Raw genomic sequence first — 12,652 nt, 5'->3', positions numbered from 1 at the left:
GATGACCCCGACCCGCACTTTCCTGATCGCCCTCCTCGCCGCCGGCGCGACGCTCGCGGCGCCCGCCGCTGCCCGCGACAAGCTTCGGGCGATCGAGCACGGGCTCGACTCGCCGGCCCAGCCGGTCGTCCAGCGCACCGATTATGTGATGGACCTGACCTCGCGCGACGATCGCCTGTCGCCGACCGAGCGCAGCCGGTTGAACGCCTGGTTCGGTTCGCTCGGCATCGGCTATGGCGACCGCATCTGGGTCGATGAGCCTTACGGGCCGAGTTCGGCGCGGCAGGATGTCGCCCGTGTGGCCGCCGAATACGGCCTGCTGCTCTCCGACGGCGCTCCGGTCACCGCCGGCAACGTCCAGCCCGGCACCGTCCGGGTCATCGTCAGCCGCAGCTTCGCCTACGTGCCCGGCTGCCCCTTCGGCGAGGGCAATCGCGGGCCGAGCTCCACCTCGGCCAATTACGGCTGCAGCACCAATTCGAATTTGGCGGCGATGATCGCCGATCCGTCCGATCTGGTCCTAGGCCAGGCGGGCAGCGGCACCCGCGACACCGGCACTGCCGCCAAGGCGATCAAGGTTTACAGAGACACCCCGCCGAGCGGCGTCAAGGGTCTCGACAAGGCGTCTACTCAGGGAGGTGGCAAGTAATGAATGCGCCATTCAACGCGTCGCGCGCGACCAGCCTGCGCGATCCGTTCTCCGCCTTCGTCTGCGACGACGCCACCGCCGAGATGCTGCGGCCGATCGCGGTCGAGCATGGCTGGGCGCCGGAGAAGGTCAACAAGGGCGGCCTTCGGAACGCCATCCAGACGCTGTCGGTGTCGGCGAGCCCGTCGATCCTGTTCGTCGACCTGTCCGAAAGCGGAGACCCGCTCAACGACATCAATGCGCTTGCCGAGGTCTGCGAACCCGGAACCGTCGTCATCGCAGCCGGTCAGGTCAACGACGTCCGCCTGTACCGCGACCTGGTCGCCTCGGGCCTGCAAGACTATCTGCTGAAGCCTTTCACCCCCGACCACCTCCGCGACACCTTCGCCCATGCCCAGCTGACCATCTCCGGCCCCCGCCTCAACGAGGCGACGACGGACAAGCCGCATGTCGTGGCGGCGGTGATCGGCGCACGCGGCGGCGTCGGCGCCTCGACGATCGCGACGTCGCTGGCGTGGATGCTCGGGGACAAGGCGAACCGCTCAACGGCGTTGCTCGACCTCGACGTCCATTTCGGAACGGGCGCGCTCTCGCTCGACCTTGAGCCGGGCCGCGGCCTTACCGACGCGATCGAGAATCCGAGCCGCATCGACGGCCTGTTCATTGAGCGGGCGATGGTGCGCGCAAACGAGAAGCTATGCATCCTGTCGGCCGAAGCGCCGCTCAACCAGCCGCTGATGAACGACGGCTCGGCCTTCTACCAGCTGCAGGAAGAGATCCGGAACGCGTTCGAGAGCACGGTCATGGACCTGCCGCGCTCGATGCTCGTCCAGCATCCTCACCTCGTCCACGACGTGCATGTCGCGGTGGTGGTGGTGGAATATACGCTCGCCGCGACCCGCGACGCGATCCGGATCCTCTCCTGGCTGAAGGCGAACGCGCCTCAGTCGAAGGTCGTGGTGGTCGCGAACCGCGTCTCCTCCGCGCAGCAGGAGATCACCCGCAAGGATTTCGAGCAGTCGATCGAGCGCAAGGTCGACGTCTCGATCCCGCTCGACCTCAAGGCGGCCGGACAGGCGGCCAAGCTCGGCCAGCCCTTCGCCAAGGTCGCGACCGGTGCGAAGGTCGCCCAGCCGCTGGCGCTGCTCGTCCAGTCGACGATCTCCACCGTCGACTCGCCCGAAGGCGCTCCGGACGAGGGCAAGGCGGCGGTGTCGCTGATGGACAAGCTGAGCTTGAAGAGCCTGCTCGCCAAATCGCCCAAGGCCGCGAAGGCGACCGCGTGACACGCGGCCGGGGCCTCGCGCCCCGCCGCACGAAGACAGGGAACGCAATGTGCTGAGTCTTCCGATTCTGTTGCTGATCGCCGGCGTGGTGGGCGCGCTGTTCCTCGGCGCCTCCGCGATGGGCGGACCTTCGGCTTCGAAGGCCCAGTCGCGCCGGCTCGAAGCGTTGCGCGAGCGGCACAGCAAGTCGAACGAGGTGGCGACCCAGGCGCAGCTCAAGCGCCTGCTCGCCAACCGCTCGCAGAACCGGATGGACGGCCTCGCCCAGCGCTTCATCCCGAAGCCGGCGCTGCTCAAGGCGCGGCTGCAGCAGACCGGCAAGACCTGGTCCCTCGGCCAATATGCGCTTGGCTGCATCGCCATCGTCGTGGTCGTCGCCCTGCTCCTCAAGATGCGCGGCATGCCGATCCTCCTGGCGGTCCTCGTTGGCGTGTTCGTCGGCGTCGGCGTCCCCCATTACGTCGTCGGCAAGCTGATCAAGCGCCGCGTCGCCAAGTTCAACTCCCGGTTCCCCGACGCGCTGGAGCTGATGGTGCGCGGCCTGCGCTCCGGCCTTCCCATCTCCGAGACGATGGGCATCGTCGCGGACGAAGTCGCGGGGCCCATCCAGGACGAGTTCCGCTCGGTCTCCGACAAGATGAAGATCGGCCGCACCATGGAGGCGGCGCTGCAGGAATCGGCCGACCGGATGGGCACGGCCGAATTCCAGTTCTTCGTCATCACCCTCGCCATCCAGCGCGAGACCGGCGGCAATCTCGCCGAGACGCTCGCGAACCTCGCCGACGTGCTCAGGAAGCGCGCGCAGATGAAGCTGAAGATCAAGGCCATGTCGTCGGAATCCAAGGCTTCGGCCTGGATCGTCGGCGCCCTGCCCTTCATCGTCTTCGCGCTCGTTCTCTTCATCAACCCCAATTACATGCACACCTTCTTCGTCGATCAGCGGCTGATCATCGTCGGTTCCGGCGGTCTCATCTGGATGGGCATCGGTGTGTTCATCATGGCCAAGATGGTGGACTTCGAGATCTGACATGCAGAACGCGACCCCCCCCACAGGCCCGACCCTCATGGGCATCGACGTGCTGATGGTGGCGACCTTCCTCGCCGCCATCGCCACCTTCGCCGTGCTCGTCGCCATCTACGCCGCCACCACGGTGCGCGACCCGATGGCCAAGCGCGTCAAGGCGCTGAACGAACGGCGCGAACAATTGAAGGCGGGCATCGTCGCCTCCAGCTCCAAGCGCCGCCGCTCGATCACCAACAAGAACGAGATGGCCGACAAGGTCCGCGGCGTCCTCGGCTCCTTGAAGATGTTGCAGGACAGCCAGGTCGAGAGGGCGCAGCAGCGGCTGATGCAGGCCGGCATCCGCTCGAAGGATCTCGCCTTCGTCGTCATCTTCGCGCGCCTCGTGCTCCCGGTCGTGCTCGGCACCATCGTCATCGTCGGCGTGTATCTGCTGGACTGGTTCCCGGCGTGGGGCGCGTTCAAGAAATACGCCCTCGTCGCCGGCACTCTCGGCCTCGCCTACAAGGCGCCGGACCTGTGGCTGAAGAACAAGGTCACCAAGCGCACCAGCGCCATCCGCAAGGGCCTGCCGGACGCGCTCGACCTCCTCGTCATCTGCGCCGAGGCCGGCCTCACCGTCGACGCCGCCTTCAGCCGCGTCGCCCGCGAACTGGGCAAGGCCTATCCGGAACTCGGCGACGAATTTGCCCTGACTTCCATCGAGCTGGGCTTCCTCACCGACCGCCGCATGGCGTTCGAGAACCTCGCCACCCGCATCAACCTCGAATCGGTCCGCGGCGTGGTGACGACGATGATCCAGACCGAGAAATACGGCACCCCCCTCGCCTCCGCGCTCCGCGTCCTGTCGGCCGAATTCCGCAATGAGCGGATGATGCGCGCCGAGGAGAAGGCCGCGCGGCTGCCGGCGATCATGACCGTGCCGCTGATCCTCTTCATCCTGCCGGTGCTGTTCATCGTCATCCTCGGCCCGGCGAGCTGCTCGATCTCCGACAACCTGCTCAAGGGCTGAGCCGGGACGCGAAAGGCACGGGGGCGGAACAATCCGCCTCCGTCGCCTTTATTCCCTTCGTCCCGCAGTTCGCGACGGAGGAAGCCTGTGCCCGATTTCACGCCCGACCAATGGCTCATCATCGGCCTCATCTTCCTGCTCGGCATCGTCGTCGGCATGGCCCTGCGCGGCGGCAGCAAGTGGAAGGCGCGGTACCGCGAGGAAGCCGATCTGCGGCGCGAGGAGGTGAAGCGGCTCGAGGCCGAGAATGCGCAGCTCCGCAAGGAAACCGGCGAGCTCACCTCGCTGCGCGGCGCCGCTGCCCGCGACGAGGCCCGCCGCCGCGTCGACGAGGAGCGCGGGCCCCTATAGGCAGGGCGCGGCTGGGGCCGCTCGACAGGAAAGGCTTGGCTGCCAGGCCCGATCGTGCCCCGCCCGCGTGACACCAGCCGGGTGGAGACGAAAGAGACGAAAGAGACGACAATGATACGGAATTGCGGGGGGATCTTCCCCACGAGGCCGGGCCTTGCCGGACGAAGGGCCTCGGCGACACGGCAGCGACTCGCGTGTTCCTTATCTGTTCCACTCCTTCTTAGATCATGATCCGGGGGGTGTAGGAAAGTTGTTTTTGCGCCTGCCCTGGGCTGTTACCCTCCCGGCCAACGGGGAGTGAGGAATGGCGATTACCGGCAGCTGCCATTGCGGCGCGGTACGGCTCGAGGCGCCGGCGCCGCCGGAGTGGGTCGCCTCGTGCAATTGCTCCTTGTGCCGGCGGACCGGCTGGCTGGTCGCTTATTATCCGGACGGCGCGGTGCGGGTGGAGGGCGAGACGGCGGCCTATGTGTGGGGCGACCGCTGCATCGGCATCCACCATTGCCCGGTGTGCGGCTGCGGCACGCACTGGCGCACCCTCGGCGAAGATTTCGGCAAGATGGGCGTCAACGCGCGCCTGTTCGACGGCTTCGGGGCGGAGGCGCCTGGTGGGGCGCGGTTTGGCGGGACCGCGGTGGCGGTGCGGGCGATCGACAATGCCGGGAGTGAATGAGCGACTGCCGAGCTGGACTTGCGCATCTTCGCTGCGCCGGCTCGGGCAATAAGGGCGACCATCAAGCGATTGTTTCGCGATTAGTCCGTGACGCCCGTCACGCGCGGAGGCGCGAACAGGCGCCACTATAGGGTGAAACAGGAGGGTTTCGCCATGCGCCTCGCATTCTTGCTTCTCGCCAGCGGCTCGCTCGCCGGCTGCGCCACCACCAGCTTCGCGCCGCCGAGCGTCGATCTCGAGAACCAGACCAGGGTCGTCGGCAGCAACTCGAGCATGGGAGAGCGGTGCATGCCGACCCAGCGGCTCGATGCGAACCAGGCCCTCATCCCGATTACCGAGGACGTTACCGGTGCGCGCCGGCTGATCGACAATTTCATCTACATGTACCGCTGCCGCGCTCACAGCGCGGCGAACGGGCGCCAGGCTTCGGAAATCCCCGCCTTCCTGGCGCTGATCGGAACCGCCGCCGCTACGGCCTTCGGCGCCGGACCGAATGTCGCCATCGCGGGTACCGTGGGCAATTCGCTCTTCACCAACGGCGGCAAATATTATGCGCCCCAACGCAAGGCCGAGATCTACGATCACGCCCTCGACGCGATGCTGTGCATCAAGGAGGAGGCGGTCGGCCTCGACGGCTATACGCTCGAGGCGATCGGCACGGTCGAGAACGCCCAAGGCAAGAGCGTCCGGGCGGCGGTCGGCGACAGTCCGGCCGACGACAGCGACCCGACGATCCGCGTCACCGTCTCCGCCCAATATTTCGACATGGTCGCCGGCGCCCTGCTCTCGATCGAGCGTGTCGCCGCGCAGAAGCTGAGCACGGCCGGAACGCCATTCGACGCTGCGGGCGTGATCGCCGAGCTCGAGAAGGCGGAGAAGGCCAAGACGGACGCCGAGGCCAAGGAGAAGCCGAAGGCCGATGCCGACGCCAAGCAGGTGGTGGAGGCGGCCAAGCCCGCCGGCGCGGCGGCGACGCCGCAGGACATGTCGAGATGGTCAGCGCAGCTCAACAACCCGGATATCGTCCGGAGCCTCGCCGGCGTCGGCGGCAGCCCGAATGCGATCGCGAGGCAGCTGCGGCTGAACCTCGCGCAAGGCCTCCTCGCCACCCGCACCGAGGCCGACGTCGCCACGACCTTGCTCCACCTGCGGACACTGCAGCCGCGGCTGCAAAAGTGCATCCTGCGGGCGAAGGTGTAGCCGCCGGCGGGCTGAGGCCACGCCCTGTGGCCGCGGCCCTTCGATCCGAACAATTCAGGAGAACGTCACATGGCCACAGGACAACAGATGCTCGCACTCGCAGCGACACGCGTCGGCGAGGCGTACGTGAACGTGCAGGTGCCGAAGGACGACGCCAACTGGCACGGACCCTGGGACTGCGCCGAGTTCATGTCCTGGCTCGTCTACCAGGTTTCCGGGCAGCTCTACGGCTGCACCGACGACAACGATCCGCCGGCCACCGCCGACGCCTATACCGGCTCCTGGAAGAGCGATTCCGCCAGGCGGGGGCAGCGAATTCCGTGGCAGCAGGCGGCGGCGACGGTGGGCGCGGTGCTGCTGCGCTACCCGCCGCAGCCCGGGACGATGGGGCACATCGCGGTGAGCGACGGCAATGGCGGCACGGTCGAGGCACGCGGCCACGCCTACGGCGTCTGCCGGGCCTCCGCCGACGGGCGCGACTGGGACACCGGCGTGCTCGTTCCCGGAATCACCTATGGGGCTCCCAATGCAGGGGTGCAGGTGGCGCCGCCGCAGCTGCTCTATGCGATCGGCCGGCAAGGCCTCGACCCGGACGTCGTGCGCGAGATCCAGCAATCGCTTGCCGCCGCGGGAGCCGATCCGGGGCCGATCGACGGCGTTTTCGGTCCGCTGACCGGTTCGGCCGTCGCCGCCTTGCAGGCGCTGAAGGGCCTGGTCGTCGACGGCAAGGTCGGCACGGAGACGGCCCGCCTGCTGGGCGTGCACCTGCGATAGGCATTGGTGCGAGCATTTGGGATAGGCGCTGGCTGCCGCGCCTAACCCGCCAAGCCGGCGAGGCGGCGGGCGTCCTGCTTGATGGCGCGCATGGCGGCCGCATCGCCGATGAATTCGACGGCGTCTTGATAGAGGGCGAGGTCGAGCTTGGCGGCGAGCGCGGCGATATTGGGAGCCGGGGTGCGCAGCAGGCGCTGGAGGGCGGCTTCGTGGCGGGTGCCGAGGCGGTCGTAGAGGGCTTCGTCGTGGGTGTGGGCGGCGGCGGTCAGGGCGGCTTCGGCCTTCTGGAAGCGGGCCAGGGCCTTCTTCCACTTCTCGTCATCCCGGACCTGATCCTTCCCGTCATGCCGGACTTGATCCGGCATCCACCTTTTCTTCTCGGACGCTGCCGAAAGTGAGGTGGGCCCCGGATCAAGTCCGGGGTGACGGGTTGCACCCGTCAGCACAGTGCAGACGCCGGCTAGCAGCGCCCGCCGCGTGAGACTAAGGTGCGCGTCAGCCATCCTTCGCCTCCTCCTCGGATGCGTGGGCCCTGCGGCTGCTTGCAGTCGCAAGCGCTCAGGATAAACTTGTTCGAGCCGGCGCCAGGCGGCAGCCTTGGTCCGGCTGATTTCTAGCTAAACGGAAAACGGGGCGAGATCAATAGCAGATAAACAAAAAAGACCGCGCGGCCGCCCTCGGACGGGCGTCCACCCCATGCGCGGCGTCCGCATGCCCCCGGAGCTGGAGGCGAAGATCGACGTCTGGATCGAGCAGCAGCCGGAGCCCAAGCCTTCGCGGTCGGAGGCAATCAGGCGGCTGATTGAGAGGGGGCTCTCAAAGTAAGGCGGCGGTGAATTCCCGCCACCGCGCCCCGCTATTCACTGAGCACGTGACGTCACCGCGATCACTCACCACACATTGGTCGGTCATCAGTAGTCAGCCAGCACAGCGCCGGAGTGCTGGAAAGCTTTGTCAGGAGGACCGCTCTTGCGCCGGATCAGTGAAATGCGTTGGCTTCTACCAACTAACAGCATACGATATCACCAGCTCTCCTAGATCGGCTGCGACCGGGCCCAATTGGATCATCCTTGATGTCTGAATCGACCGCTCCCCAAGATCCGTTTCCTGATGATCTGTTCGTCGGCGCGCCAATGGGCGATAAGGTCAAGGGCATAGACTGCGAATTCGCTGCCACGCCGGAGGAAGTTAAGCTTCTCATTGATCAAACGAAGGAGAAGCAGGATGCGAAGAGTGGTAAGAAGGTGCCGGACGCACCAGACGCCGCTGAGCAGGACGCCCTAGAAAGATACCTTGCTGCTAATGGAGATCAGCGGTTTTTAATTCGTACCATACAGCGGGTTTTGTTCATACCCCCGGCACGCCAGTTCGACGCGTCGATCGGAGCAATCATAGAAGCTGGAGCGGCAGTTGAGGAATACAAAGAGCATCGGATCATTAAGGTCCCGCTTGCTGCTATAGGGCCTTACTTCGACGAAGTGAGGCGGGCCGCGTCAGTGACGCGGGCAGCAAGAGCGGTGCCCGGCGCCCTACTGATGGCCTTTGTGGCATCCTTCGATGCCTTCCTAGCAGATTTTATCCGTCAAGCGATAGTTGAGTCAGATGAACCCCTATCGTACAGTGATCGGCAGCTTACACTTCGGGATGTAATATCCGCAAAGAGCCTCGAAGAGTTAAAATCTGATATCATCGACCAGGAAGTCGAGCAGGTGCTCCGCGATTCGCACTTGAAACAAACCGATTATATCAAGAAAGTTTGTCGATTTGATCCGCTTGATCGATATTCCCGGAAGATTGACTATCTAGAGATTTTCGAACGAAGAAATCTAACGGCACATGGAATTCAGAAATACAATGATTCCTATTGCAGAAATTTGAAGGGGTTCGGTAGAACTTGTAACCAGCTTCGGGGCGCCCGGGTTCAGATCGATCCCAGCTATCTCAGGCGAACTTTAGACATATTTGCGGAGTTTGCCTGCCTTTGCGACTTCGCCTACGGTGTCAAGAGGCACCCGCAGGAGATTGACGAGCGCGTCAGATCGCTGAACAGCCGAGTTGAACGGTTTATCGCATCGGGACGGCATGAACTCGGCGTTTGGATTCTAGGATTTCTTCTGTCTTTCGAGAAGGAAGGATACGGTGAGTACGCCCGTAAACTCGTGTGCTTAAATCTTGCGACGGCACAATCTCTGATGGGTGAGGCCCCCGCGGCCGCCAGTACCCTCAAGGCTTACGACTGGTCAGCATCGGCGGAAGAGTTTCAGATTCGAGAGGCTGCTCTGCGCAAGGATGTTGATACCGTTGTAGATTTAATGCCAAGGTTCAAAGACGGCACTAAGTTGACCAAAAAAGATTTTAAGATATCCCCGGTTTTTAGGCCTGTGCGGGATGACGCAAAGTTTCAGACGGCCTTCGAGGACACATTTGAAGAGCCCCTTCGGGAGTCCCCGATGCAGGAAGCTTTAGGCGGCGGAGACGACGATCCTCCGCCCATAGAAGACGCGACTCTCAGCGAGCAGAGTCCTGGAACAGCGGGAGGCTCCTAGCGTCTCCCACTCGTGGCAAACCCTGCGCTCTCGCGGGCTTTCCTCCGGTGGTGGCGCGTGTGTGAAGTTTGCCAGGATCGTCGCTAGCAGGGCTTATTCAGCAGCCTCTCGCTCGCGCATCGAGACGGAACCCCGCTTCTTCTTCGGCAGTGCGGGTGACGTGTCGGAACGGATGGATTTTGCGAGCAGCTCCTTCAGGTACCCGCCGGTGTAAGACCGCGGCTCCGCCGCCACCTCCTCGGGCGTCCCCTCCGCGACAATCTCGCCGCCCTTGTCTCCGCCCTCGGGCCCAAGGTCCAGCACCCAGTCCGCCGTCTTGATGACCTCGAGGTTGTGCTCGATCACGACCACCGAATTCCCCTGCTCCACCAGCGCGTGGAGCACTTCGAGGAGCTTGCGGACGTCCTCGAAGTGCAGGCCCGTGGTCGGCTCGTCGAGGATGTAGAGGGTCTGCCCCGTCGCCCGCCGCGACAGTTCCTTCGCCAGCTTCACGCGCTGGGCCTCGCCGCCGCTCAAGGTCGTCGCCTGCTGGCCGACCTTGATGTAGCCGAGGCCCACTTCGGCCAGCATCGCCATCTTCTCGCGGATCGGCGGCACCGCCTTGAAGAATTCCACCGCGTCCTCGACATTCATGTCGAGGACGTCGGCGATGCTCCGGCCCTTGAACTTCACTTCCAGCGTCTCGCGGTTGTAGCGCTGGCCGTGGCAGACGTCGCAGGTGACGTAGACGTCGGGGAGGAAGTGCATCTCGATCTTGAGGAGGCCGTCGCCCTTGCACGCCTCGCAGCGGCCGCCCTTGACGTTGAAGCTGAAGCGGCCGGGCTTGTAGCCGCGGGCCTGGCTTTCGGGGAGGCCGGCGAACCAGTCGCGGATCTGGGTGAAGGCGCCGGTGTAGGTGGCCGGGTTGGAGCGCGGGGTGCGGCCGATCGGCGACTGGTCGATGTCGATGACCTTGTCGAGATATTGCAGGCCGTCGATCTTCTCGCACGGGCCGCAGACGACGCGGGCGCCGTTCAGGGCGCGGGCGGCGCCGGCGTAGAGGGTGTCGATGGTGAAGCTCGACTTGCCCGAGCCGGAGACGCCGGTGATGCAGGTGAAGGTGCCCAGTGGGAGACTGGCGGTGACGTCCTTGAGGTTGTTGGCGCGGGCGCCGCGCACCGTCAGCTTCTTGCCGTTACCCTTGCGGCGTTTCGAAGGGACGGCGACGGACTTGCGGCCGGTGAGATAGTCGGCGGTGAGGCTGTTCTCGTTGGCGAGGACCTCCTCGAGCGACCCTTGCGCGACCACCTCGCCGCCGTGGACGCCGGCGCCGGGCCCCATGTCGATGACATAATCGGCGGTGCGGATCGCGTCCTCGTCATGCTCGACGACGAGCACGGTGTTGCCGAGATCGCGCAGGCGCTTGAGCGTGATCAGCAGCCGGTCGTTGTCGCGCTGGTGGAGGCCGATCGACGGCTCGTCGAGGACGTAGAGGACGCCGGAGAGGCCGGAGCCGATTTGCGAGGCGAGGCGGATGCGCTGGCTCTCGCCGCCCGACAGGGTGCCGGAGGTGCGGTCGAGCGAGATATAGTCGAGGCCGACATTGTTCAGGAAGCCGAGGCGCTCGTTGATTTCCTTGAGGATGGCGCGGGCGATTTCCTGGTGCTGTGGGGAGAGCTTGGGCTCGAGCGCGCTGAACCATAAGAGCGCGTGGCGGACCGAGCGGCGGGTCGACTGGCTGATGTCCTCGCCGGCGATCTTGACCGCGAGCGGCTCGGGCCGGAGGCGGGCGCCGTGGCAGGTCTCGCAGGGGGCGGCGCTCTGATACTTCGACAGCTCCTCGCGCATCCAGGCGGACTCGGTCTGGAGCATGCGGCGGTTGAGATTGCCGATCACGCCTTCGAAGGGCTTGCGGACGTCGTAGCTCTTGCGGCCGTCGACGAAGGTCAGGGTGACCGGCTTGCCCTTGGTGCCGTAGAGGATGATCGAGTGCACCTCGTCCGGCAGGTCGTTCCAGGGCGTGTCGAGGCTGAACCCGAACTCGCGGGCGAGGGAGCCGAGCACCTGCATGTAATAGGGGCTGGGCGGGTTTGACTTGGCCCAGGGGACGACGGCGCCCTTCTTGATCGAGAGATTCTCGTTGGGGACGACGAGCTCGGGGTCGAAGAGGAGCTTCTCGCCCAGGCCGTCGCAGGCCGGGCAGGCCCCCTGGGGCGCGTTGAACGAGAACAGCCGGGGCTCGATCTCGGCGATAGTAAAGCCGGAAACCGGGCACGCGAACTTCTCGGAAAAGACGATGCGGCCCGGAGGAGCGTTGTCGGACAGGACGGCGCGCTCGTGCGCCTCTTCCAAAGCGGCGGCCACCCCGGTGCGCTCCGCACCAGGTGGATCCTGCGCTGGCGTGTCCGCCGGATCCAGATAAACCAGGCCTTCCGACAGCTTGAGCGCCTGTTCCAGTGAGTCCGCCAGCCGCGTCTCGATGCCTTCTCGCACCGCCAGCCGGTCGACCACCACTTCGATGTCGTGCTTGTACTTCTTGTCGAGGGCCGGCGCCTCCTCGATGTCGTAGAGCGTGCCGTCGATGCGGACGCGGGTGAAGCCGGCTTTCTGCCACTCGGCCAGCTCCTTGCGATACTCGCCCTTGCGGCCGCGCACTACGGGGGCGAGCAAGTAAAGGCGGGTCCCTTCGGGGAGCGCCATGACGCGGTCGACCATCTGGCTGACTGTCTGGGCGGAGATGGGGAGGCCGGTGGCCGGGCTGTAGGGCACACCCACACGCGCCCAGAGCAGGCGCATGTAATCGTAGATTTCGGTGACCGTGGCGACGGTCGAGCGCGGGTTGCGGGACGTGGTCTTCTGCTCGATCGAGATGGCCGGCGACAGGCCCTCGATATGGTCGACGTCGGGCTTCTGCATCATCTCGAGGAACTGGCGCGCATAGGCGCTGAGGCTCTCGACGTAGCGCCGCTGCCCCTCGGCATAGATGGTGTCGAAGGCGAGCGAACTCTTCCCCGAGCCCGACAGGCCGGTGATGACGGTCAGCGTCTCACGCGGAATGTCGATGTCGACATTCTTGAGGTTGTGCTCGCGCGCGCCGCGCACGGAAAGGTGGGTCAGCATTGGCCTAGGGGGTTCCAGCTATGTTCCGAAGGTAGAGGCGC

At 65.4% G+C, this 12,652-nt stretch carries 11 protein-coding genes; 9 read left to right on the top strand and 2 right to left on the bottom strand.

The genetic code is table 11. From position 1 onward, the window contains the following. Position 1: 1 nt before the first annotated feature. The 8 genes from VGC56_RS10670 to VGC56_RS10635 all read left to right on the top strand — a co-directional run bounded on the left by VGC56_RS10670 (position 2) and on the right by VGC56_RS10635 (position 6,966). Positions 2 to 649, top strand: coding sequence for a CpaD family pilus assembly protein (locus VGC56_RS10670; RefSeq protein WP_464124884.1), 648 nt, complete (start codon positions 2 to 4; stop codon positions 647 to 649). Next, on the top strand, positions 649 to 1,935 hold the full coding sequence (locus tag VGC56_RS10665) for an AAA family ATPase (protein WP_464124883.1): 1,287 nt from the start codon (positions 649 to 651) through the stop codon (positions 1,933 to 1,935). Before VGC56_RS10670 ends, VGC56_RS10665 begins: the two co-directional genes overlap by 1 nt. A 49-nt stretch (positions 1,936 to 1,984) precedes the next feature. Continuing rightward, positions 1,985 to 2,962 carry a type II secretion system F family protein gene (locus tag VGC56_RS10660; protein WP_464124882.1) on the top strand — a complete coding sequence of 326 codons (978 nt, stop codon included), beginning with the start codon at positions 1,985 to 1,987 and terminating at the stop codon, positions 2,960 to 2,962. Position 2,963: 1 nt separating this feature from the next. Then, a complete protein-coding gene (locus tag VGC56_RS10655) occupies positions 2,964 to 3,968 on the top strand; it encodes a type II secretion system F family protein (RefSeq protein ID WP_464124881.1) in 1,005 nt (334 codons plus the stop codon). A gap of 87 nt (positions 3,969 to 4,055) precedes the next feature. Continuing rightward, positions 4,056 to 4,319 (top strand): LapA family protein, encoded by a 264-nt coding sequence (locus VGC56_RS10650; protein ID WP_464124880.1) that lies wholly within the window; start codon positions 4,056 to 4,058, stop codon positions 4,317 to 4,319. 304 nt (positions 4,320 to 4,623) lie between these two features. After that, on the top strand, positions 4,624 to 4,992 hold the full coding sequence (locus tag VGC56_RS10645) for a GFA family protein (RefSeq protein ID WP_464124879.1): 369 nt from the start codon (positions 4,624 to 4,626) through the stop codon (positions 4,990 to 4,992). Positions 4,993 to 5,145: 153 nt separating this feature from the next. Further along, positions 5,146 to 6,192, top strand: a complete 1,047-nt coding sequence (locus VGC56_RS10640) for a hypothetical protein (protein ID WP_464124878.1) — start codon at positions 5,146 to 5,148, stop codon at positions 6,190 to 6,192. A gap of 69 nt (positions 6,193 to 6,261) precedes the next feature. Continuing rightward, entirely contained in the window at positions 6,262 to 6,966 is a 705-nt protein-coding gene (locus tag VGC56_RS10635) for a peptidoglycan-binding domain-containing protein (RefSeq protein ID WP_464124877.1), read from the top strand. A gap of 41 nt (positions 6,967 to 7,007) precedes the next feature. Here the strand turns inward: VGC56_RS10635 and VGC56_RS10630 are convergent, their stop codons facing one another. Beyond that, complete coding sequence (locus tag VGC56_RS10630; RefSeq protein WP_464124876.1) at positions 7,008 to 7,331, bottom strand: hypothetical protein; 324 nt, start codon at positions 7,329 to 7,331, stop codon at positions 7,008 to 7,010. A gap of 708 nt (positions 7,332 to 8,039) precedes the next feature. Here VGC56_RS10630 and VGC56_RS10625 point away from each other — a divergent pair. Continuing rightward, the gene (locus tag VGC56_RS10625) at positions 8,040 to 9,512 is read left to right on the top strand and encodes a hypothetical protein (RefSeq protein WP_464124875.1); all 1,473 of its coding nucleotides are present in this window, start codon (positions 8,040 to 8,042) and stop codon (positions 9,510 to 9,512) included. 93 nt (positions 9,513 to 9,605) lie between these two features. On the opposite strand, the gene uvrA is transcribed toward VGC56_RS10625, so the two are convergent. Further along, positions 9,606 to 12,611 carry an excinuclease ABC subunit UvrA gene (gene uvrA / locus VGC56_RS10620; protein ID WP_464124874.1) on the bottom strand — a complete coding sequence of 1,002 codons (3,006 nt, stop codon included), beginning with the start codon at positions 12,609 to 12,611 and terminating at the stop codon, positions 9,606 to 9,608. Positions 12,612 to 12,652 lie beyond the last annotated feature (41 nt).

This window comes from Allosphingosinicella sp. (assembly GCF_036403745.1).
GTDB lineage: Bacteria > Pseudomonadota > Alphaproteobacteria > Sphingomonadales > Sphingomonadaceae > Allosphingosinicella.
This window is presented reverse-complemented; position numbering and strand designations above follow the sequence as displayed.